16 protein-coding genes are annotated in these 23705 nt (G+C 47.4%); all 16 read right to left on the reverse strand.

The window, feature by feature from the left end:
• Positions 1-16 precede the first annotated feature (16 nt).
• The 16 genes from BMX95_RS12860 to BMX95_RS12935 all read right to left on the reverse strand — a co-directional run bounded on the left by BMX95_RS12860 (position 17) and on the right by BMX95_RS12935 (position 23587).
• A complete protein-coding gene (locus BMX95_RS12860) occupies positions 17-3475 on the reverse strand; it encodes a glycosyl hydrolase (RefSeq protein WP_081204808.1) in 3459 nt (1152 codons plus the stop codon).
• 101 nt (positions 3476-3576) lie between these two features.
• Positions 3577-4881, reverse strand: coding sequence for a bile acid:sodium symporter family protein (locus BMX95_RS12865; protein WP_081204807.1), 1305 nt, complete (start codon positions 4879-4881; stop codon positions 3577-3579).
• Positions 4882-5015: 134 nt separating this feature from the next.
• A complete protein-coding gene (locus tag BMX95_RS12870; RefSeq protein WP_081204806.1) occupies positions 5016-5684 on the reverse strand; it encodes an aspartate/glutamate racemase family protein in 669 nt (222 codons plus the stop codon).
• A 32-nt stretch (positions 5685-5716) separates the two neighbouring features.
• Entirely contained in the window at positions 5717-7048 is a 1332-nt protein-coding gene (locus BMX95_RS12875) for a four-carbon acid sugar kinase family protein (RefSeq protein ID WP_081204805.1), read from the reverse strand.
• Positions 7049-7222: 174 nt separating this feature from the next.
• Positions 7223-8473, reverse strand: a complete 1251-nt coding sequence (locus tag BMX95_RS12880; protein WP_342342283.1) for a ribulose-bisphosphate carboxylase large subunit family protein — start codon at positions 8471-8473, stop codon at positions 7223-7225.
• Positions 8474-8502: 29 nt separating this feature from the next.
• Entirely contained in the window at positions 8503-10719 is a 2217-nt protein-coding gene (locus BMX95_RS12885; protein ID WP_081204803.1) for an alpha-L-rhamnosidase-related protein, read from the reverse strand.
• 28 nt (positions 10720-10747) lie between these two features.
• Entirely contained in the window at positions 10748-12334 is a 1587-nt protein-coding gene (locus tag BMX95_RS12890) for a sodium:solute symporter (RefSeq protein ID WP_081204802.1), read from the reverse strand.
• Positions 12335-12365: 31 nt separating this feature from the next.
• On the reverse strand, positions 12366-13430 hold the full coding sequence (locus BMX95_RS12895) for a Gfo/Idh/MocA family protein (protein WP_081204801.1): 1065 nt from the start codon (positions 13428-13430) through the stop codon (positions 12366-12368).
• A 22-nt stretch (positions 13431-13452) separates the two neighbouring features.
• Positions 13453-15330, reverse strand: a complete 1878-nt coding sequence (locus BMX95_RS12900; protein WP_081204800.1) for a right-handed parallel beta-helix repeat-containing protein — start codon at positions 15328-15330, stop codon at positions 13453-13455.
• A 20-nt stretch (positions 15331-15350) separates the two neighbouring features.
• The gene (locus BMX95_RS12905) at positions 15351-16226 is read right to left on the reverse strand and encodes a sugar phosphate isomerase/epimerase family protein (protein ID WP_081204799.1); all 876 of its coding nucleotides are present in this window, start codon (positions 16224-16226) and stop codon (positions 15351-15353) included.
• A 53-nt stretch (positions 16227-16279) separates the two neighbouring features.
• Positions 16280-17671 (reverse strand): alpha/beta hydrolase family protein, encoded by a 1392-nt coding sequence (locus BMX95_RS12910; protein ID WP_081204798.1) that lies wholly within the window; start codon positions 17669-17671, stop codon positions 16280-16282.
• Between the two features lie 47 nt (positions 17672-17718).
• Positions 17719-19284 (reverse strand): sodium:solute symporter family protein, encoded by a 1566-nt coding sequence (locus tag BMX95_RS12915; RefSeq protein ID WP_081204797.1) that lies wholly within the window; start codon positions 19282-19284, stop codon positions 17719-17721.
• Positions 19285-19314: 30 nt separating this feature from the next.
• Positions 19315-20469 carry a four-carbon acid sugar kinase family protein gene (locus tag BMX95_RS12920; RefSeq protein WP_081204796.1) on the reverse strand — a complete coding sequence of 385 codons (1155 nt, stop codon included), beginning with the start codon at positions 20467-20469 and terminating at the stop codon, positions 19315-19317.
• On the reverse strand, positions 20469-21515 hold the full coding sequence (gene pdxA / locus BMX95_RS12925) for a 4-hydroxythreonine-4-phosphate dehydrogenase PdxA (RefSeq protein WP_081204795.1): 1047 nt from the start codon (positions 21513-21515) through the stop codon (positions 20469-20471). The genes BMX95_RS12920 and pdxA overlap by 1 nt, the downstream gene beginning before the upstream one ends.
• Before the next feature lie 6 nt (positions 21516-21521).
• Positions 21522-22448, reverse strand: a complete 927-nt coding sequence (locus tag BMX95_RS12930) for a dihydrodipicolinate synthase family protein (RefSeq protein ID WP_081204794.1) — start codon at positions 22446-22448, stop codon at positions 21522-21524.
• Between the two features lie 2 nt (positions 22449-22450).
• Positions 22451-23587, reverse strand: coding sequence for an iron-containing alcohol dehydrogenase (locus BMX95_RS12935; RefSeq protein ID WP_244898098.1), 1137 nt, complete (start codon positions 23585-23587; stop codon positions 22451-22453).
• Between the last annotated feature and the right edge of the window lie 118 nt (positions 23588-23705).

The raw sequence follows: 23705 nt of genomic DNA on the forward strand, positions 1-23705 counted from the left end.
TTTTCAACGTTCTATATTATTGTTCTACTTCCAAAGTTACCGGGCCTAACAAACCGGCTGGCAACAATGGTTTTTCTTTCGACCAGAAAGGTGCGTTCGTCCAGGTGATGCGCTCTTTCTCCGGCAATAACTGATCCCCTTTTAACCGGTTGAACCAGGTATTGGTCACCTCAATTCTCAATTCATTTTTACCGGGGCGAATGGCGCTGGTAACATCAACCCGGTATGGCGGCGTCCACATTACGCCACAGGATTTTCCATTTACATATACTTCAGCGATATTGGCTACTTTGCCTGCATGTATAAAGATCTTTGATCGGGCCGTCATTGAAGTGTTAAAATTGAGCGCATAGGTATAGGCAGCCGTTCCGGAATAATATTTTATAGCCGGATCATTTTCCGTTGACCAGTCTTTTAATTGACTGAACACAACAGGTTTTGCCGGACCGCCTTTTGTACTGTCAAACGTAACCGTCCAGGGCAGGTTGAGCGGACTCATTGCTGTTCCAACGCCAATGAGATTGTAGTACGCTTTTGTCGTTGGTTTTCGTAACACCACAAATACACTTCCATTGGCGGGTAACATCAGCGGGAATGTGGTACGGCCGTTTTTAAAGCCATACAAATCGGATTTAGCGGTATCGCCAGTTACCGGGTCCCATATTTCAGGAATGCGGTCGGTTACCCGTAATGTTACTAATATCCGGCGTTCTTCATTGCGCTGGTTGCTGATAAAATACATATCATAACCATCGCCCGCTCTGTGCGTCCAGGCCATATCGCGAACAAATTGTCCGGAAGTATCCTGGAAGGTGATGTCTTTTTCCAGTCCAATAGGAGAAAATGAACCTTCCGTATAAGGTCCCTGCACTACAGTACCCTTCCCTACTTTCCATTGTTTCAATTTACCAGCTGGTGCTTTTTTCCAGATGGTGGCAGCAATGGCTTTCACCTGTTTATCGGCAGCAGCAGCCTGTTCCAAACTATAGGATTGTTCAGGCGCATCGTTTACAATAATTGTGGCGCCTGCCTGTACCAGCTCTGCAATCTTTTTTATAACGGCCGGTGTCATACGCCTGGCAACCGGTGATAACGGATGTGGTTGCGGAAACACCAGCACTTTGTAACTGGCGCCGCCAGGGAATTCAACCCTTCCATTGCTCACCTTTGCCTGCAACAGCACATCGGGATTAAAACAATCATATTTGTATCCATGTAATGGATCAATCCAGTTTTCGGGATCGGCCATATTAGCGGTGTGCGTTACGCCTTCGGGCATGGTACGCAAGGGATTACCGTCATTGGCTAATCGTTTTTTCTCTGATTGAACAACAGAGTCGCCAAAAATGCCTGGCAGCGTATTTACCAGCCTATAGGGCAATACAGAACGGCGGGGAATTTCTTCACCGGTAAACACGGCTACATCTACCACCGGCTTACCTGTTTGCAGCAAAGCCTGGCAGCGTTGTGCATATTCCACCCATGCCTTACCCGGTTTCCACCAGGTTTGGTCCCGTTGAAAATACAACCCGATGCCGTTCAGCGTCATGCCCGGTTTGCGGTTGAGCCAGGGATTTTCCATGGACACATGATATACCAGTTTGTTTATACCCAGGGCATAATTCCTGTCACCCAGTGCTTTTAACATGCCGGGGTGTTCATCCCAGGCCAAACGCAATTCAGTAAACGCTTCGGCGCCTATTACCGGTTTGCCATAGATATGTGCGCCTGAAATGGCATCGAACATATCGTTTGGCTTATCGTGTGTTGGGCTCTTTAACCAAAACTCGCCCATGGGAAGATCGGCCTCTTTATAATGCAACAACCCGTCGCTGGTCATGGTGGGTGCAATGCTTTCCGCACTCATGATACAGCCTTTTTCATGCGCCAGGTTTTTCAACGTTACATAAAACACATCTCTTATAAGCTCTATAATAGTTTGGCGTACGTCATATAGAAAACGTTCCGAAACATCGGCGCTTTGCACGGGCACACCGGTCATGGTAAGGAGATAGGGTAAACAATCATACCCACGGCGCTTTTTAAATTCTTCTCTGAAAACCGGCGACCAGTTCTGGCTGCCACATTCCCAGCTATCGATATGGAATAGTTTCAATGCTTCTTTCGCTAAATCCGGTCCGGCCTGACGAATGGCTTCTGCAAACCAGCTGTTAAATTGCAGCTTTACTGCTTCGGGATTGAATTTATCGCACTCCAGTCCTTTCCCACCACCACCGGTTGCGTTTGTTTGTCCGGTTGAAGTATGGCCAATCCGCATGATGGTCCAGTTGCCTTCGGGCACGTCCCAGTTAAGATGGCCATCAGCTGTCATTTTGCTGGTGAGATCGATGATGCGGTTCAACGGTACACACAAAGAGTCGGGCACCTGTGCCGTAGTGGTACGGTCGCTTACGCGCCAGATAGCGCCGCTTTTTCCTTCATATTGATGAACCACCGGTTCGCCTGATAAATAAATACCAGTGACTTTTAACACCGGTTTCCATTTGGCGGGGTCCATGTCTTCCGATCCGGGCTCCAGTTCTTTTTTATCATATACAAACCGGAAATACTTAGCGGTAGTTGTTTTAATGGCATGGGTGATATCCAGGTCATAATCCTGCCAACCGCTGCGAGGTGCCTGTAACCGTTCAACGGGTTTGAAGGTTTTGCCATCATTACTCACCTGGATCAGTAACCGGCGGGAGGAATAGTTATTACCACCTGTTTTTACTACAATAGCCCTACAGGTAAATGGCTTGTCGTAGGCGTACTGGATCCAGCAGGCGCTGTCGCTTTTAAAACTTTGGCGGCCGCCTTTCTCCGTCAGGAATTGGGGCGAAACACCCGCCACACTGCTGGTTACCACCGGTACCATGGCGGTATCTGCAATGCTTTTTTTGATCATCGTGGGATAAGCAAATACCGCGATGTCTTTATAATAATTTTCTTTTGTTTCAGGTTGTGGCAGTACCCGGTTAAAGGCTTGTTTGCCGGAAACGTAGGTTCTTGAGCTTACCACCCGCTGCATAGAAAGCTCGGGTTTTATCCAGGGACCACCGGCCAGTGCAAAACCATCACTTACGTGCATCCCCAGTTGAAAATGCAGCCGTTTGGCTTCCTGCATGGCAAACTTTACCAATTCCCACCAATGAGGTGATAACTGTTGCGCTGCCGGGCTGAACAGGGGAACACTATCAGCACCTTTGATGAACATCATATAGGCGCCGCCCAATCCTGCCGATTTCATGGCTTCCAGATCGGCCGTTATTCCCTCTTTTGAAGCCGCAGCCTGCATCCAGTACCAGAAGACCCAGGGCTTTGCCTGCTCTGGCGGATGCCGGAACAAGTCATCTAATGAGGTATCGGTTAGCGGAGCATTGTTTCCTATCGAACCTACATCCGGGAAATTCCGGGCCTGCGGAAAAAGGAACAGCACCGCTAAACAACAAGCTAATATTATACTATGTTTCTTCATTTCTTAATGATGGAGCGTGAAACGGCCATTGCAATCGGCAACTCGAAACCTGGAACTGATAGTTTAAAGTTAATAGTTCAAAGTTTAAAGAGAAGAGGTTGTTAGGCTTTAACCGGCCTTTTTTTCCAGTAATTAGCCAGTATAGAACCGGCCACATTCATCCACGGACTAAACACGGCAGCCGGTAAGCCCAGCGTGCCCAGCTTGCCCATGCTGGCGGCAATACCGGAAGCCATACCCGCATTTTGCAGACCCACTTCAAAGGCTACGGTGCGGGCCGAGTTTTTATCCAACTTGAATAAACGGCCTAACCAGTATCCAAAGAAGAAACCGGCCGCATTGTGGATCACGGAGCACAGGAACAACAAAAAGCCAGTCTTTAATAAATTGTCATGTCCGGCAGCGGTAGTAACCGTGGTAAAATAAATGATGCCGAACATGGAGAAATAAGGCATTACGGAATCAAGCTTTGTAACAACACGCGCCAGCTGGTGATACAAAACACCGGCCACTACAGCGCTCAACAAAAAGCCAAATATTTCTATGGATTGCAGCATCGATTCATTCGTGGTGTGGGCAGACAAATAATCCCACCAACCCAGCGGCAGGGCTATCAGCCAGCAGGCTGCTATTATAAATAAAACAGTTACCACCCGAATGCCTTTGGGCGATGCTGTTTTTAAAAAATCGTGTAACAGGGCGGCGCCAATGGGAACGATCACGATCTTGATGATCTCCATCATCATATTGATCACTTTTACCTGCACCAGCGTACCCGCCAGTAATTTCATCAATAAAGGCGTAAAGAAAGGGGCGGCCATGGTGGCCATAGCGGTAACCACAACAGACAACATCAGATTGGCCTTTGCCAGATACACCATTACGTTAGAGGCCAGGCCACTGGAGGTGGAACCTATTAAAATGATACCGGCGGCAATCTCCGGTTCAAAATGAAATACTTTTGTAAGCATCAATCCCATCAGGGGCATAATGGAAAAATGGCACATGAGGCCAATCACCACTCCCCGGCCGGTTTTACCAACACTGGTAAAATCTTCCAGTTTCATTTGAATGCCCATGCCAAACATCACCAGCTGAATGATGATCAACATCAGCCACTTGTTCCGCAAATCGATCTGTCCTACGTGGAATGGGCCCCAGTTTATTTTCAAATAGGTAAAAGCAAGCGGATACATCATGCCGGCAACCACAGCCGCAATGATCCAGGCAGTGTACCTATATCCCTTTAATGCAGGAATAGCGCCTAACCCCAGCGCGGTGCATACAGCCGTAATAACCGCTGCCGGTTTGTACACCGATTCCTGCTGCATAAAAACACCGATCAGTAAGACTACTAAACCAACGAGACCAGTTATCAGGCATGTTACCAGTGAGATTCTCTTCATATGGATTTTTCGAAAGAATTGCAGTTCCGGGTTTCAAGTTCCAGGTTACAAGGCCTCATTAAATGAATACCCCTGAAACCTGCAACTTGTAACCTGTAACTACTATTGATGAACTAAAAGGCCGTTCTTAAAACTTAAGCCTGTTTAAGAAGCGATGCGATATGTTGTACAGCAATTCCCGGACTGGCCAGAATAGGCACTTTTTTGTCTTCAGGCGCCAGGGCATCTGCCACACGGGCCATAGAAGCCTGAGCCAATACGATCACATCCACTTTGGTTGATAATTCGCGCAATGCTTTTCCAACCATGTCATCGTGTTTAGCGCCATCGCCGCTCATCAATGCGTCAAAAGCGCCTTCGCACAACACCGCCTGCAATTCTATCTCCTTGCCTGCTACTGCCGCTCTGCGTTTTACCAGGTCGCTGGTGGGGCCCAATGTGGTTGACAAGGTAGCGATCACCCCAATGCGTTTGCCGGTGCGTACTGCCTGATCGGCCATTGGCTGATCAACGCGCAATACCGGTACATTGGTTAAATCAGCAGCGGCTTCCACAGCAGCGCCAATAGAAGAACAGGTTACCAGAATAAAATCGGCGCCTGCAGCTTCTGCTGACCCTACATAGTTTACTACCCGGCGTGCGGTTGAGGGCGTTAACTCACCACAAGCGATGGTATTCTTGATAAGGCTGTCATCGACAATATTGAACACCTTTACCTGTGGCAAATATTCGCTTACTAATTGCTGGAACATAGGTACCAATGTGGCTGAGGTATGAATAAGCCCTAATGTTTTTTGTTGCATGTTGTATGATATTTTCTTCTGTTATAGTCTGATTAATTCAAATTACCCTGCATCAACACTTCAAAATAGTCTTCACCGCCAACCTGTCCGCCCTTGAAGTTCACTTCCATTCCATCGATGGGTGAAACGGGTGCTGTTGCTTTACACAAAGGTGCTCCGGGCACCAGGGCCGCGATCATTTCAACCGCTTCTATCCCCATGGCGCGGGCCGCATAACTGCTGGTATCACCTCCGGCAATCACGATCCTTTGTAAAGAAGTTTTACTTGCCGCATCCCGGGCAATTGATCCCAATGCAGTGCCCAATTGTGCTGCAGGTAAGTTTATTGTTTGTTGCTGTCCGGACCCGCCAGTGCTTATAATTACATGTTTCCCTTGCTGCAGGTGATCAACGGCTTTGCTGATCGCGGCATGAATGGATTGTTGATCGTTGTTGCATATAGCGGGTGCATCCAATACAATCTCTTCAAACCCTTTTGATTTGGCGTAATTGATCTGTCCGGCCGTTACAGGCGAACAACTGCCTACAATCACCAGTAAAGGCACTGCTTTACCGGGATGCGCCCAGGATGGTTTTGGGTTCAGTTGATTGGTGAAATTCCAGTGCTGGCCCAACGCCATTTCAATACCGGATGAACCTACAGAGAACAGGGTCCCTGAATTGGCCTGCGCATCGATTAACTCACCGATGGGCATTAATTGCTCCTGGTACAACGCATCGAACAAGGCTACCTCGAATCCCTGCTGTATCACCTGGTCCCAGGCATTTGCCAGCGATCCGTTCGATACCTGCAGAATGTCTATCAACCCTGTTTTCTTCGTCGTTTGTTTTTCCAGGTGCAACCGCAGGTCGCTTTCATCGGCCGGTGTTACCGGGTGTTTGCTCATGGAAGGATGCCGGTCTAACCGGTATATTTTTCCATTGCTGCCGATCCCCATGCGGGCAAACAGGTTGCCGAACATACAGTAACGGCCCAGTACAGGTGCTGCAACCAGTAAGGGCACACATTTGTTTTTGAAAACAGCCATTCCGGTATCGATCGCTTTTCCTATGCTTCCTATCGTGGGAGAAGAATCAAAGGTGGAGCAAACTTTATAATGCACATGCCGCGCGCCGGTTTGCCGTAACTTTTCAAAAGCAGGCAACAGCGTTTGTTCCATTTCTGCCGGCGCCATGGCCCGGGTTTTACCGGCTACACCAAATGCATTAAGACCCGGATACTTTTTTAATTGTTCCGCAGTAGGCGGCTCAATAAATAAAGCGGTCTTAGCACCGGCCCTGGCCAGAAATTCCAGTGCATCGGTAGAACCGGTAAAGTCGTCACCGTAGAATGCCAGTAATATATTCTTGCTTTTTGAATCCATTGTTTATTTCGTAATTGTGAGTAGTGAGTAGTCAGTAGTGAGTGGGCTCAAAATAGTTGTGATTTCTGAATAATAGCGAGCCAACACACCACTCACTTGTCAACTTGTTAACTTATTAACTTGTTAATTTGTTAACCTGTTAACCTGTTAACACATCAACCCTATCAACTTCCCCTACTTCTTCCCAAACTGTCTCACCGACTCAGAAAACTCCTTATACTTAGCCGCTGCCTGCTCAACACTCAGTCCATCCACCGCAGCCTGCCATGCCTGTTGTAAGGCAACAACACCTGCTGCAGCACCCATGGGATGCGCCATAATACCGCCACCGGCCATATACAACAGATCAACTGTATTGGTACGGCGATAGGTTTCCGGCGCCTGTCCGCCCCACTGGCCTGATGATACCACCGGCAATACCGATTCGTGATCATAGAATGGCGTTTGTAATGCTTTTATAGAAGCTACTACCGAGTCATCGCTTTCCCAGAATTTATTCTGAATGCCATTTACGTGCAGCTGGTCAACGCCTGCTACGCGCCATAATTTTTGATAGGCACGAAAATCGATCCCGAGCAACGGATGACGCGTTTGCATGCCCCAGCCATTGCGGTGCGCATGAATAGCCAGCTGGCGTTGATCACAGATCTTTTTCACCCCGGCCATGCCCACACTGTTAATGCTTACCATAGCACAGGTACCTCCGCTTTTTACTATGTATTCATAGCGTTGCAACATTTCATCTATCTCGCCGCTGATGTTAAAAGCATACATCACTTTTTTACCCGTAGCGTCGGCATGGGCATTGATCACTTTCATGATGGCATCTACCCTGCCCTTAAAAGAGGAGTTGGCTGATGAAGACAGCAACTCGTCGTCTTTTATAAAGTCTATTCCCGCACCGGCCAGTGTTTTAACCATCTCCGCCGTTTGTTCCGGCGTAAGCCCGATACTGGGTTTTATGATGGTACCGATCAACGGTCTGTTTTCTACTTTGGTCAACTGGCGGCAGCCTTTGACACCAAAGGCAGGTCCTTTGTAATGTTGCGCATAGGAAGCAGGCAACTCAATATCCATCAGCTTTAAACCAGTGAACTGACGCAGCTCATACAAATTACCCTGCAGGGTCGATGTCAACACCGGCAGGTTATACCCGAAGTTCTCGATACTCCACGATACCTGGATCTCAGCACGATGGTATTGCCCATTAGGACTGGCAGCACCGGGCATGGCCGGCGTAGTAACGGTTTCCAATGGGGTCACCTTTTCTACCCGCGCGGCAAAGCGCTGTTTCAACTCTTCGGTTTCACCGGGCACTGCAATGAATGTTCCTGATGATTGTTCACCGGCTAATACCGCTGCTGCTTTTTCCGGATCTAAAGGCGTTTCGATATAGTATGTCGCTGTTATCCTTTCCATCTTCAGTTCGTAGTTCTATGTTTTTAGTTCTTTGTTTAAGATTTGTATTTTATCTCGTAATCCTTACCTGCCTCAACTGTCATTTCATATACATTTCCACCTTTGCTGGTAATTGCTCCGCTTTTGCTGCTGGGTTTCGACTGACTCCTGAATCGCAGCGTTCCGGTTCCTACGGCACCCTTTATTTTGATTTGGGTAGTGCTGCAATACACGCTGATGTCGCCATGCGGTGTAGGCACTTTACCTTCCATCCATTGCAGGCCGCCCAGGACTGGCTCTGCTGTCCAGGTTGCATAACCGGGTGAAGTAGGTTGTACGCCCAGGTAATATTTGCCCAACAGGTAAATGGGGCTCGCTCCCCAGGCATGACAAAGACTTTTTCCAAACGGACGGCCATACATGGAGTAATGGTCGGCACCTGATTTGGAAGGATCGTATTCTTCCCAGAATGAAGTAGCACCGGCTTTCAACATGCCGCCCCAGTAGTTCTTCATTTCGTTCAGCACATACTTCTGCTCGCCCATCGCACACAATGCTTCCAGCTCATAGAAACGCATATACGGAGTGGTGATCTTCTGGATCTTGTCGTTCAGCAACACATTTTGCTTTACCGCCTGTTTTTGTTCTTCATTAAAGTAATTAAAGAAGATGCCGAACATATTGGCATACCGGGTCACATTATCGGTTGGTTTTCCATCCACGCGGCTGTGCACCAGCGCGTGTTTGCTTTCGTTCCAGTAAATAGAAAACAGTTTCGACCGCATATCGGCAGCCAGTTGTTTGTACAGGGTTTCATTTTTGGTATCGTTCACCATATTCGCACAAAGCGCCATGGTTTCCAGACTGCGGCAGAACAACATCTGCTCAAAGCTTACTTCCCCTTTTTTGCTTAAACCAGGCGCCCAGTCAATAAAGATCCAGTCGCCGGAGAGCCCTTGCATCATACCGTCTTTATTACGACGACTCAGGCAATACTCCATCATGCTTTGCATGCGGGGGTAGAACTGTTGAATAAAGGTTTTATCGCCGGTATACTGGTACAGGTCATAGATACCCAGGAACCAGTAAAAAGTATAATCCATAATGGTGTTGATGTGGCTGGTAACGGGGTCTTTTCCACGCAATGCCATCAACGTGCGGTTTACCGTGGGCACATCGAAGAACAGGTAATAGTTCATCAGGTAGCTTTGGTACGCATCGCCACTCCAGATCCAGCGATCGCGTTTTATGCCATCAATGAAAAACTCCCGGGTGCTCAAATGCATCGTATAAGCCGCTACATCCCAGATTTTATTGATGCCGGTATCTGAACAACGGAAAGAACCGCGGTTTTCAACTGGCAGGTATTCGTACAACATCGAAATAGAATCCAGGGTAACACCTCCTTCAGCCTGTACATTTACATAGCGGAAAGCTTTGGTGAGCACCATCACCGAATCCATCTTTGAAGAAGCATTTACATCTACCCTGTCCAGCGTTTCGCAGGTACCGGTAGCCAGGGCTTCTTCTTTCGATTCGCCATAATACAACGACACCTTGCCTTTGCCCTGCAATCCATGCAACCTGATATAACCAAAGGTTTCTTTGCCAAAATCAACCAGTAAGGATCCGTTGTTTTTGGTAACAGATGCAGCTGATTGTGGTTTAGTCGCCAGCTTGAATGTAGAAGGGCGTTGTGCAGGTTCATTGAAATTCCAGCTGCCGGCATTCAGCCAAACAGTGGCCGACACATCGGAAGTCTTCCCTGTTTCATCGATCCATTCTTTATCTTCAAAGGTTACCAGCCAGGAAGAATCAGACGCAATGGTTTTGCCTTTTACATAAATAGCAGGCACCGTACCGGCGCTGAATACTTTTACATTGATGCGGTGTTTGCCCGCAGGTATAGTTACGTGTGACGGGGTCCCTTCAAACCCTTTGCCATCGAGTTTAAGGATGTATTTTCCTTCCACATATACATCGATCACTTCGGGTTCGGTCAGCTCCACATCCTTGTGAAAATCCATCAGCACATAATGGCCATCCAGCTTCCAGAAGGGCGGAAAGAAAGAACCACGTTCCGTACGGCGGTTCTGCATGTTATTGGCCAGCCAGATCTCAAAGTCACCGGGGTACCAGATCCAGGTTGCCTGAGCGGCCTGAGCCTTGGGTACAGGCTCCCCTTTATAAAGCGGTTGTGCCTGCGTGGTGCAGGCAAATAATACTAATGCTATCCAAACAGTGTGTTGCAATATGGCATGTCTGCAATTCATTTCCGGAAAGATTTATTAAATGCAAAAATTAGTGTCCATTGAAAAATATGTATAAACCCAGCATCACGGCAACCAATACGCCCCACATCACCCAAACCTGTTTATCGGGTTTGGCCAGGCTTTTAAAATAAGTGGCCTGCTGTAATTGCAAGGCGCCTTTTTTATCAAAAACCGAGATCAAAATGGTCATGGCGCTTAATACCAGAAACAGGTAAAACGACAATAGCATAAAATGCGGCCAAACAGTATATGTTTTTGACGGGTATACCCACAAATATAAGATCCCTATCAACAGGCAAAACGCCGTGCCGATGGTCAATACACAATTGATGGCGCGGGGCGTTGTTTTCTTCCAAAGCACGCCAAACAAAAAGGCAACAGTCATAGGCGGCGCCAGGAAACCTAATACCGACTGAAACACATTAAAGAGGTCCAGTCCTTTTATCATGTCAATCGCCAGTGCCACTGCAACTGAAATAATGGCTCCGGCCACCGTAATGATCCGGCCTACACGAATGATCTCCCGGTTGGTAGCCTGTGCATTGTATTTTTTTACATAGATATCCATGGTAAACACCGTACTCACTGAATTGAGCGAGGCGCCAATAGTGCTTATTAAACAAGCCACCAGTACTACGATGATCAGCCCCTTCAAACCTGCCGGAAACAAATTGGTTACCATCGTCAGGTAAGCTTCATCAGGATTTATATTCGGATACAGCACATAACAGATTATCCCGGGTAAAATAAACAGGGGCACATCCAATATTTTTAACCAGCCAATAAAGTTGGCGCCCAATTGTCCCTGTTTTAAACTTTTGGCTCCTAATACTGACTGTACCATGGATTGTTCGGTACAAAAGAACCATACACCCATAACGGGGTACCCGAGCAGAATAGGCAGCCAGGGATAACTTGTATCGCTGTTAGGTTGAAACAAATTCCAGAAATGCGCCGGTGTCTTTTCATATATAGCATGGAGACCGCCTGCTTTTGACACGCCCAGTACCACCAGTAACAATGATACCGCAATCAGCAACAACATTTGAAATACACTGGTATAGGCAATGGTTTTTAAGCCACCTGCAATAACAAACAAGGTAGATACCACCACCATAACGATCACCGACAACCACATATCCAATCCCAGCAATTGCCTGATCAACACACCGCCGGCAAATAACCCCAGCGATAACCAGGAAATTAAAATAGTGATGAGCGTATACCAGGCCAGAATGTTGCGGGTATTCTCCCCAAACCGTTTTCCTAAAAACTCAGGCAAGGTAGATACATTGGCGCCCAGGTAACGGGGCGCAAATACCACCGCCAGCATTAAAATGAACACAAATGCATACCAGGCAAAATTACCAGACACGATGCCGGATAAATAACCGGCACTGGCTGATGCTACTAACATAGAGGGCCCGACATTGGTGCCCCACATGGTAAAACCTATGCTCGCCCAGCCTAATGACTTATCGGCCAGGAACAGGTTTTGATCTTTGTTCTTTCTTTGTCCAAAACTTACCCAGAGCCCTATGCCAATAAGGATCGCCAGGTAAATGGCAACAACTACAAAATCTACTGGTTGTAACAGATTGTATATGGCCTTCATCGTGCTGTTTTAGTTATCAGGGTTTAATTATCTATAAGCCATGTGCCTTCAAAATCTCACTCACTCTAACAGGCATGCCGGTTTTCAATGTTTTATCCATCGCCTGCAACAATGCGATCGTTCCTATGCCCTCTTTCAGATCGGGATAAGCTGTTGTATTGTTGTTGATGCTGTCAGCAAAATACTCCAGGTAATTCTGGTATTCACCGGCATGGTGGCTTTGACCTTCAAAACGGAAATAGTATTTAATGGTCTTATCGCCCCATTGCACGATCTTCTCTTCACCGGTTTTATCAGTGATCGCATAACGCAGTTCATGATAATCGGCCTGAGAAGCACCTTCGGTACCCCGTAAGATCACACTCATACCGCTGTCTCGTTGTGCCGGCTGAATAGGTCCGGTATAAGCACCGCTTACGCGGGCAATGCGGCCATCTGTTGCCCTGAAAATAAAGTGCATGGTATCTTCGTTTTTCAGACCAGCCGTTTTTCCGTTGCTGCTGATCATGCCATAGCCCATTACTTCTTCCACCTCAGGCAGGTACCAACGGATAAAATCTACCGGATGGCTTAAACCGCCATAGAGCCATTTGAACGCATTTTCCAACGCCCATGGTTTTTCTAAAAACCAGCGATGGTCGGCATGATAATGGCTTTCCACGGTGATCAGGTCACCTATCAAACCAGCTTCAAAATCTTTCCGTTGTCTTTTAGCCGGCTCAAAAAACCGGGAGCTTTGTCCTACAAATAATTTCTTACCGGTTTTCTGTTGCAGATCGAGCAACTCCTTTGCTGTAGACAGGTCATCTATCAACGGCTTGGTACAGATCACGTGTTTGTTGGCCAGCAATGCCTGTTTAATATGCGCGGCATGCCATTTATCAGGTGTATATATGGCAATGATATCGATCTCCGGGTCATTCAGCATATCTTCATACTTAGTGGTATAATTGAAGAACTGAAACTCTTTGCTGCGGTGTTTGCACAGTTCTTCATTCATATCACAAATGGTTTTCAGGTTCACCTTGCTGCTGTTCAGCGCGGCAGACATAGTACTACGTCCTTCACCTAACCCTAAGATTCCGAGATTCAACATATAATAAGTTTATACAGTTAGTTTAATTTTTTATTGCTTTATACGCTTCTTCCAACCCTGCCCTGTTTTTTATACTATCCGCCACCTTGGGTCCATTGTTCTCCCAGGTATTACCCGGGCCATTGGAGTTCTTCAGGTATTTCTCCACTTCCGTCCAGTTATCTTTTAACTGGATGTAGGCAGAACCTTCATCGAGATAGAGATAAAAGAAATGGTTGGGATCATGGGCATAAGGCGCTTTCAGGATCGTGTGCACCGCATTCTCACTGATCACCGAACCGGGCATGGCCGACAATGTATAGATGCCGCTTACATCATACATATGTTTGGCATAATGATGCACCAGGTTGGCATGAATGCGGTTTTCCCGGGCCGCATTGATGGTTTTCGTCCAGCCCCAGCCTACGCAAATACCACTATAAGGAAGATCGCTTAATTCGTTGTGATCGATATTGATCCCCTGCACATAACCGGCACTGATACCTACGCAACCCCAGTCTTCATTGGCGCAATTGGTAATAAAACAATTGCTGATGGTAAGCTTGCGGCACAATTCCCGAACATCACCCGGATTGTAGGGCAGGTGTGTTTCAAAACCCGGATCAGAGAACATGCCGGCCTGTATAGCAGTACCCGCAATGTCGTGGAAAGTGCAACCCACAATGGTATCGTATTGGGTGCCTTTAATATAATCGAGACCGGTAGCCGCCATGTGCGAGAAATTACAACGCTCAAAACCGGTGTTGTGTACGAATTGTAATTCTACCCCGCCAGGTTGACGGCCGATCCAGCCCTGGTTTTCCAATCCTCTTTTATCAGGCGTGCCGGGTATTTTCAACTTGTAAGCATCCAGCAAAAACATACCGGCCTGTAACGGCACATGACCGGCCTGCGAAGGACGCAGCCAGGTAGCATGTTTAAAGTCGATGCCTTTGAAATATACATGCGACACGGGTTCATCGATGGTCCCTTCCACCCGGACAATGGTTTGTAAATACGGGGCTACCACTTGCGCAGTACTCATATTTTCATTGTTGCGTGGCCAGTATACGATCTGTTGGTTCTTTACATCCAAATACCATTCACCAGGCTCATCGAGAAATTCGATGGCATTGGTGAGAAAGAAAGCCGAGTTACCGGTTTTCTGCGAGATCCACGGCGCAGGCCAGGGATGCTCTGACTGTATACGGCTCTCGGGTTGACAAAAACTCAACAAGGCACTATCACCTTTTACCGTAACCGATTTTACCCGTAGAATAGCAATAGCCCACCATTGGTGAATAAACATTTCCAGCCCCGCTGCTTTTTCCCAACCCGCTGTTTTGGGTTTGGGGATCCAGCATTGTTGCGTTTCATGATTCCAGGAAAGAATGCGGTTCATGCTATCGGCATTGCGATCACGGGCGCGAATGGCCTTCTGATCGTTTACCCATAACTGCCGGAAGTCGAGCAGCCGGCCCGCTTCTACAGGCGCATCGGCCACCCATACTTTTCCTTGTGCCGCAGCAGGCAAACCAGGAATTTTCCCGGTGGCTTTCCGCCAGCCTTTTACTGACAACCCGCCGCTGAACACTGGTTTAGCACCAGGCGCAGCTTCTATAACAGTTGGGCTTTCAGGTGTACCCGAATCTTCGGGCCGCACAAACAGCGGTTCACTAAATGCATACACGCCGTTTTCAACCACAATATGTATTCCGTTTGTAATACCCGGTTCTTTTAACCGGCGCATTTCCCTGGCCTTACGTAATGCCATGGCTATGGTAGCCATGGGTTTTTCTTTTGTTCCGGGATTCGTATCAGCCCCACCAGGCGCTACATAAATGTCAGCAGCCTGTACAGTTAATCCAATAAACCAGGTGAAAAAAGAGCAAGCAATCGTGTATTTAAATAGTCGTTTCATCTTACGTTATAATTCTCCTGCTATTGAAAGATCGATTTCATATAAGCTACATTTGCGCTGAAATTTCTTTTTACGTTTCTGGGATCACTTTGATCGCGTGAACGCTCGATCACCAGCCACCCTTTGTAACCAATTTTATCGAGCACCTGTTTTACCTGGTTCATATTAATGGTTTTATCGTTCTGCAGCCATACACTGTCTTTATTGGTGCAATGGATCTGACAGATGTGGCTACCCAGTATTTCTATTTCTTTGCACAGATCTCTTCCGTTTTGTACGGCGTTGGAAAAGTTGAAATAGATCTGAACTGCAGGCGAACCGATATCTTTCAACAGTTGTAATTCTTCAGTAGCACTCAAAGCAGTTTCAACACCAATCACCACACCCGCCTGCTCTGCTATTTTACCTACTTCTTTCAGACGTGATACAACCGCTGGTCTTAAGTTAGGGTATTTAACCAGATCTCCTTTGATGCCCAGGGGAAGAAAACCAACTTTAATATTCATCTTCTTCATGGTATTGATACAGTCCTGCACCGCTTTCACCGCAGTAGGCCGCTCAGGGAACGATTGTGCATAAAAACCAGTCATACCCAGGGAAGCTATTTCCAGGTTGTACTCTTTGGCTTTGTCCAGAAACAAATTGCGGATGGTATCATCAGCCAGTTTGCTATCGAACGTTTCGCGATCGCCCAATCCACCCATATCCACTTCTACGCCATCGGCGCCTAATTCTTTTGATAACTGGAATGCACTAAGCTTTTGTCTCTTCAAAATCATAAGGTCTACAACGGCAATCTTATACCGCCCATTTGACTTTACCAGTTTTTGCGCAGATACAGTAAAGCCTGACAGTAATGTTACTAAAAGTGCAAATGTGAATACGTGATTCTTCATTATAACGGGTTTAACTTATTCGTGAATCGGCATTGCAATCGTGAAACATCTAACTACTTCCCCTTCCCTTCAAACTGCTTCTTCAACTCATCATAACCATGAATAGCATTCGCCGGTAATTTCTCACCATGATCGCCGAACACATACAAAGAAGTTTCGGGTTCAATGGTCACCTTGCTTTCATCGAACTGGCCGGTTGTTTTATCTTTTACAGCTGTAAGGTCCAAATGAAAATGTTTGCCAATAAATTCATACAGAGCCGTGCGTTTATTGATGCCGTAATCGTGTTTTTCATTGGGCAGGTGTACATTCTCTACCTGATCGGGTTTGCCATAATATCCATACATTTTTTTCAGGAAGGGAAATTCAACCTCGGGCACATGGGCCGTCCAGTCGCCCCCATCAGACACTACCAGTTGCGGACGCGGCGCCGCCATGGCAGCGATCTCAACGTTATTGGTACCATTGCCGCACAAATGCACCGGCATACCGCTTTCGCAAGGGCAGCCGCCGCTGTGGAACGAAGATACCATCACCACTGGCACCGTTAATTTGATGCGGTCATCCAGGGCTGTTACCAGCATGGTATGGCTGCCCCCACCCGATCCTCCACTGATGGCCACCCGGCTGGTATCGACTTCTTTTAATTTCAGCATATAGTCCAGAATGCGAAACGCATTTAACGTCTGGACCGTCATAGCCAGTGAGCGGCGATGATCTTCTGATTTAAATTGCAGCAGCGATTCTCCCCAGGCAAAGATGTCGTAACTGATGGCCATACAACCCATGCGGGCCAGTGTGGCACAGCGGTACTGACAATCGGCTCGGTACCGGTGTTTTTCCCAGTGCCCGTCCGGACACAACACCACCGGGATCTTTCCTTTTATTTTTGCCGGTTTGTACAACGACGCGCAGGTATACACCCCGGGCAATACTTCAAATGCAATATTCTCTACTGTATATCCATCCATTTTACGCACAGGCGTAGTAATGGGTTTTGATACAGGCGCCGGCGGAACGGGCGATAACTGCAACGCCTGATACATGCATGCGCGTAATTCAGTTTTGCGCTTTTCCCAGCTGGCTACATCATTGTATAAGGAAGACAGGTACTCCAATTGCGCCTTACCCTCTTCCACTGTTTTTAAATGATATTGAAACGCACTGATCTTATAACTTTTGTCGCCTGTTTTACTGAACGACAGGTCCTGTGTAGCCAGCACATTGGTAAGTGTTTTCTCAACATCAGGACGAAAACGCCAGCGGGCATAGGTAACAAAATGATCGTTTACCATAGCATCGCTGTACCGGATCTTGATACCATACTGGCCTTCAATTTCCGTTAACACCTGTTTCAACGGTTCGCGGTAAGCGTCGTCTGAAGTCTGGCTTCTGCCGTCCATCCATATTAACAAGCCACAAAGGATATAAAATAGTTTTCGCATCGTTATTATTTTAATAGAAACTAATCTGCTTTTGTCACCACTCACCCTCACACTGCTCTCAATGTAACTTTCTCCTTCCTTCTCGCTTCCTTCCAGCCAGAGTACAGGAGGTTTTTATCCAGTACCGGTTTGGGGAAGAACAAACTGGCCACATAGCCTACAACAATCACCACCAGGTGGCTGTATACACCGAGCATCAATTTATCGTGACCGAAATTGTATTTACCAAAATCGAGCAAGAGGTGTTTATTGTTGCCTATTCCAATTTGGGTAGACGTCAAAAACGCATAGGAGGTAAACAGGATACAGGAAATAATGCCAATGGTAATACCCTGTTGGTTGGCACGGGCGCTGAAAATACCCAGCAGGAAAATACCCACAATACCACCGGAGAAGATCGCATACAGTGTAAATACAATTCCCAATACGCCTTCACTGCCGGCGTTGATATATAAACAACCAATGCCCATCGCAATCAAACCGGAGATCACTACGGTCCATCTGCCGGCTTTTAAATAAGCGGCATCAGACTGACCACGACGCATTTTCTTATAATAATCTTCTACCCCTACAGCAGCCAGGCTGTTCAGGTCGGCACTCAAACTGCAAATGGCAGCTGAGATCATGGCTGAAAGGATCAAGCCTCTTACACCAACGGGTAATTGGGTTCCAATAAAATAAGGGAATACCTGTTCGGGATGCAGCCCGGCGGGCAGCGGATTCTGTTTGTAAAAAACAAACAGCGCCGTACCAATGAACATAAACAGCATCCAAACAGGAACGGTGAGTAAGATACCCATCAAAGAAGCGCAAATGGCGCCTCTATCGGTTTTGGCGGTTAAATAACGTTGTACTACGGTTTGGTCGGTGCCATATTTCTGGATGGCATAAAACAATCCATTGATGGCCATTACCAGGAAGGTTACATGGGTAAGGTCAGCATCATAGGGGCCAAATCCTGTGCGGCCATTGGCTTTCGCCACCTGCCAGATCTCTGAAATACCGCCATGGGTAGAGAACAGGATCACAGTTATACAAATAATTCCGGTAGCAAATAACATGAATCCCTGGAACACATCGAGCCAGATCACCGCTTCCATGCCGCCCATCAGGTTCACGCCAATGATGATCAACCCTACCACCGCAATCATGATCATGGTATTGCCACCTATCATGCTATCCAGAGCCAGGGCCAGTAAGAACAGCACAGTACCCATACCGGAAAACTGCCGCAGCACAAAGGCCAGCGAGCTGTAATAGCGGGCAAAAACGCCAAAACGTCTTTCAAAATATTCATAGGTGCTTAAACCAATTACCTTACGGTACAACGGAACAATAAACCAGATGGTGCCTAATAAAACAATGGGTACCATCAACCCCTGTACCAACAAGATCCAGTTACTGGTGAACCCGGTTCCCGGATATGCCAGAAAAGTTACACTACTGATCAGTGTCGCCAATAACGACATGCCTATCGCCCAGGAAGGAACCCGGCCATGTGCCAGAAAGTAGGATTTAAAAGAATCCTGTTTTCGCGCAAACCGGTACCCTACATATAATGTCACCACCAGAAAAACAATGATGATGATATAATCCAACAATGATAAATTCATATGGCAATTATAAAATGATAGCTCTCTTTTTTAAAAATCCCATAACCCGTCCGGCCATTGATAACTGCCGGGTTTAACCGTAATAAATAAATTAGGATCATTTGTCTGCATCCGCACCACACCCGGTGCCATTTCTTCCACGGGATAGAACCGGGTCAGATTTGACTGATTGATCAATGCCCAGGCGGTAGCGCCCCCTTCCACGATCAGCTCCTGCACCATGCTGCGTTGCAATACTTCATTCACCAGTCCGGCCATCTTTTCTTTCAGCTGACCGGCGCCAACGGCGGTATCCCTGGTGCTGTCTTCATGTATGGCCACAATGGCTTTTCCATGATATTTTACCAGGGCCACTACTTCATTGGCCCATTTCACATAACTGTAGGTACCGTTGTGCACCGATCTGATTATCTCATCGGGCATATAGCACACAGGACCACCAGCAGCTTTTATTTGTTTGATGGTGTTACGGCTTTGCGAAAAAGTAGTTCCACACACAAACAAACTGAATGGCAGGCGTTCGGCCGGCGGTTCGCTTTTAGCAGGCCGTTTACCGGCCAGCATTTTATCCAGCATAGCGGTAAAGAAGCCAGCCGCACCAGCTATCAGCGTGGTGTTATCCATACGGGTAGCCCAGGCCTGCAGGTCGGCCGTTTGAGTGGCCTCCCCTACTATAATGCCTGCGTCGGGTAATGTTTCATCAAATCTTTTCACATATACCGATCCCTCTCTGCTGCGCAGCATATCCAGGATGACTGAACTGCTGATGGCAAAATCAGGATCGTGTGCAAAACTGCTTTCATGCACAGGTTTTCCATGCAGGTAATACTGGCCATTTTCAATCGTTCTGCCCAGTGCCGGATTGGCCGCTACCAATACCGCTTTTTTAAAACCGGTGAGCGACAATTGCGCCTGGATCTCCGCCAGCACATGTCCCCGTAAAACAGAATCTGTTTTTTTGAAGATCATGGCCGGCTGTAAGGCCAATAGTTCGCGGGTATGCTTTTGCATAACTGCAACCGCTTCCACTTCGGGTAACGACCGGGCATCTGTGGCTATAACAAACAGATCAGCATTGGTAGCCGTATTTACTTCGGTGCCCAGCTCTACGGTCAGGTTATAGCGTAAGCCAATACCCGCCAGCTCGGCAGCACCCGTAAAATCATCTGCGATCACCGCTATCATTATGCTGGGTTTTGTTGTTTAATCCGGTGTTTACTTAATTGTACAGCAGCTTCGATGGCCAACACCATTGCGTCGGGGCTGGCAATGCCTTTACCCGCAATTTCAAAGGCGGTGCCGTGGTCAACCGAAGTACGGATGATGGGCAGACCCATGGTGATGTTCACACCTTTCACACTGTCCATTTGTTTTTTCTCGGCATTCCATTTAAACCCGGTGAGTTTAAATGGAATATGTCCCTGGTCGTGGTACATAGCCACAATACCACCATAGGTACCGGTTGCTGCTTTCGAGAACAACGTATCAGCCGGTACAGGACCGTCTACATCATATCCCATTTTGCGGGCTTCTTCCACCGCTGGTTTTATTTCGCCATCATCTTCGGTCCCAAACAAACCGCTGTCACCTGCATGCGGATTCAAACCGGCCACACCAATTTTTGTATTGGTAGCACCCAGCGACAGAATGCCGTTGTGCAACAATTCAATCACCTGTATAATGCGGTCTTTTTTTACCAGGTCGCAAGCCTCGCGCAACGATACGTGGGTTGACACGTGGATCACGCGCATATTCTCTTCCACCAGCAGCATCGCATATTTCCTGGTGCCGGTATAGTGAGCATAGATCTCTGTATGACCGGCAAAGTGATGCCCGGCCTCGTTGATCGATTTTTTATTGATGGGACCTGTTACGGTTGCGTCTACATCACCCGCCAGTGCCAGCTCAATTACTTTTTTCACGGCTTCGAAAGAAGCGGCACCTGCCATGGCCGAGATCTCGCCAAATTGCAGCTTGCCCATGTCTACATTCTTCAGATCAAACACATCGATAACGCCTGGGGTAAAAGTAGCATCGGCCACTTTAGTAATGGCGTTTACTTTAGCCGATAATTTCAACCGGGTAATGATATCATTGAACACGCCGGCATCGCCTACGACCAGCGGGCGGCAAATTGCGTGGATCTTTTCATTCAATAATGCTTTAACGGCAATCTCCGGTCCAATACTGGCCGGGTCACCCATGGTAATACCTACAATCGGTTTCTGCATGATAGTTTATTTTGTAGCGCCGGTGCTTACTACAGCTTCCCAGGCAGTTAATACTTTTTGTTCTTCTTCGCCCGACAACTGGTGTAATGGCGGCATCATATGCGTTTCACACAACCCTTCTTTTTTCATCAGCACTTTCAACGCCCATAATGATTCACCCAACGTTTTACCACCCTGGTAAATATTTCCCAATACGTCGGAGGTCTTTTGCAGTGCATTGGCCTTGGTTTCGTTTCCACTCAGGGCAGCTTTGTACAACTCACTGTACAGCCCCGGTGCCACGTTGCCAGTGCTGGGGATAATACCATCGCCACCCTTTAACAAAGAGGCGGCGCTTTGTGCTGCCCAGCCGGCGAAATAAACGAAGTCGGCGCGACCGGCGCTCAATTTCAGCGCTGCCTGCAAACGTTCTTCATTTCGTTCAGAATCCTTCAACCCAACAATATTGGGGTGATGGCTCAATGCTTCCACTACGTCCAACGGGATCGACATATGCACCGTAGGCGGAATGTTATAGATCATCAACGGACCACCTACTGCATCAGCCAGGCGCTCAAAGTAGGTTTTCATCTGGTCGGGTGTCAGCGGATAATAGTTGGGCAATGTAGCTACCACCACATCCACCCCGGCATCAAATGATTGTTTTGCGAACAATACCGACTCTTCCATGATGTTGGAAGAAATACCGGCATACAGCACATCACCCGCTTGTTTTACCCGGGCGGCCACTTTCAGGTAATCCTGTTTTATTGACTGTGGCAGCGAAGCTGCTTCTCCGGTAGTGCCCAAAATAAATGGCATTACCTGATGTTGACGAAAGTTCGCAAACATTCTTTCTACGGCCTCCGCATCCAGCGAAAGCCTGTTGGCCGTGGGCGACGCCAGGGGCGTTACCGCCGGTACCACTACACCTTTATACTTCTTTTGTTGCATGTTTAATAAGCTGCATTAAATATATCAATAGCATCTTTCTCGGTGATCAGACGCGCATTAAAAATCAACAAACGCGTTATTTTCATGGCATCTACGGCCATTTGCGGAATGGCTTCCTTTGGAATGCCTACATCGCGCAAACGGGCAGGGATACCACAGGCGCTGATCAGGGAACGGATCTTTTCGATCCCCTTCAGTGCTGTTTTTACATCATCGGCTTCGCGTTCACAACCTAAGGCAACAGCCACATCAGCATAGCGTTTAGGCGCTGCCACATAGTTGAACTCCATTACATACGGTAACAACAGGGCATTCGATAAACCATGCGCCAAATGATAGGCACTACCCAGCGGATAAGAGAGTGCATGCACACCAGCCGTATTTACCGGACCTAAACAGAAACCACCCAGTAAACTGCCCATTGCCACCTGCGTGCGGGCTTCTTCATCATTCCCGTTTTGTACAGCCTGCACAATGTTGGCCGCGATCAGGCGCATACCTTCATATGCATACACATCGATAAAGGGATGTGCAAACAAATTGGTGTAGGCTTCCAGGCAATGCGTCAATGCATCGATACCGGTTGCCGCAGTAATAGCAGGCGGCACGCCCATGGTCAGTAACGGATCTACATACACTATATCGGGTACCAGGAAGGGACTGATGATCCCCTTCTTCTGATTATCTGTTTCATCAACCAAAATAGAGTTGGGCGACACTTCACTTCCTGTACCGGAAGTAGTGGGTATACAGATCAGCTTTTTAGGCCGGCGTTTCAAAAAGCCAATACCTACTATATCTTTTAATCCCTGTTCGTTATCGAGGAGCGCGGCAATTACCTTGGCCACATCCAGCACACTGCCACCGCCTATGCCTATCACCACATCAGGATTGAACCCTTTTACTTCCTGTAACAGTTGTTGTACTTCAGCAAATGATGGCTCGTTAACGATGCCCGTATTCGTTTGCACCTGTACACCGCTTGCTTCCAGTTTGCTGGTAAAACCTTTCAACTGGTTCAACAAAGGAGTAATGGTTATTACCAATGCCCGGGTGCAGGATAAAGCCGTTACTTCATCAGGCAACTGCTCTAAAGTATTTTTGCCAAACACCAGCTTCCCTGGGAAGCTTATTTTCATGATATCCTGCATATGCTACTTAAGTTTCTTTTCGTTTTTTTTAAGTTTCAGGGCTAAAGCCAAAAAGGTTAAAGCTGAAAGCAAATACAGGCTTTGAGCTTTGGCCTTTTACCTTTAG

It is taken from the genome of Niastella yeongjuensis (assembly GCF_900110245.1).
In the GTDB taxonomy this organism is placed as follows: domain Bacteria; phylum Bacteroidota; class Bacteroidia; order Chitinophagales; family Chitinophagaceae; genus Niastella; species Niastella yeongjuensis.

Bases quoted from the DNA above. Each gene is read 5' to 3' on its own strand.
- BMX95_RS12860 (WP_081204808.1), bottom strand. From the start codon at position 3,475: ATGAAGAAACATAGTATAATATTAGCTTGTTGTTTAGCGGTGCTGTTC.
- BMX95_RS12865 (WP_081204807.1), bottom strand. From the start codon at position 4,881: ATGAAGAGAATCTCACTGGTAACATGCCTGATAACTGGTCTCGTTGGT.
- BMX95_RS12870 (WP_081204806.1), bottom strand. From the start codon at position 5,684: ATGCAACAAAAAACATTAGGGCTTATTCATACCTCAGCCACATTGGTA.
- BMX95_RS12875 (WP_081204805.1), bottom strand. From the start codon at position 7,048: ATGGATTCAAAAAGCAAGAATATATTACTGGCATTCTACGGTGACGAC.
- BMX95_RS12885 (WP_081204803.1), bottom strand. From the start codon at position 10,719: ATGAATTGCAGACATGCCATATTGCAACACACTGTTTGGATAGCATTA.
- BMX95_RS12890 (WP_081204802.1), bottom strand. From the start codon at position 12,334: ATGAAGGCCATATACAATCTGTTACAACCAGTAGATTTTGTAGTTGTT.
- BMX95_RS12895 (WP_081204801.1), bottom strand. From the start codon at position 13,430: ATGTTGAATCTCGGAATCTTAGGGTTAGGTGAAGGACGTAGTACTATG.
- BMX95_RS12900 (WP_081204800.1), bottom strand. From the start codon at position 15,330: ATGAAACGACTATTTAAATACACGATTGCTTGCTCTTTTTTCACCTGG.
- BMX95_RS12905 (WP_081204799.1), bottom strand. From the start codon at position 16,226: ATGAAGAATCACGTATTCACATTTGCACTTTTAGTAACATTACTGTCA.
- BMX95_RS12910 (WP_081204798.1), bottom strand. From the start codon at position 17,671: ATGCGAAAACTATTTTATATCCTTTGTGGCTTGTTAATATGGATGGAC.
- BMX95_RS12915 (WP_081204797.1), bottom strand. From the start codon at position 19,284: ATGAATTTATCATTGTTGGATTATATCATCATCATTGTTTTTCTGGTG.
- BMX95_RS12920 (WP_081204796.1), bottom strand. From the start codon at position 20,469: ATGATAGCGGTGATCGCAGATGATTTTACGGGTGCTGCCGAGCTGGCG.
- pdxA (WP_081204795.1), bottom strand. From the start codon at position 21,515: ATGCAGAAACCGATTGTAGGTATTACCATGGGTGACCCGGCCAGTATT.
- BMX95_RS12930 (WP_081204794.1), bottom strand. From the start codon at position 22,448: ATGCAACAAAAGAAGTATAAAGGTGTAGTGGTACCGGCGGTAACGCCC.
- BMX95_RS12935 (WP_244898098.1), bottom strand. From the start codon at position 23,587: ATGAAAATAAGCTTCCCAGGGAAGCTGGTGTTTGGCAAAAATACTTTA.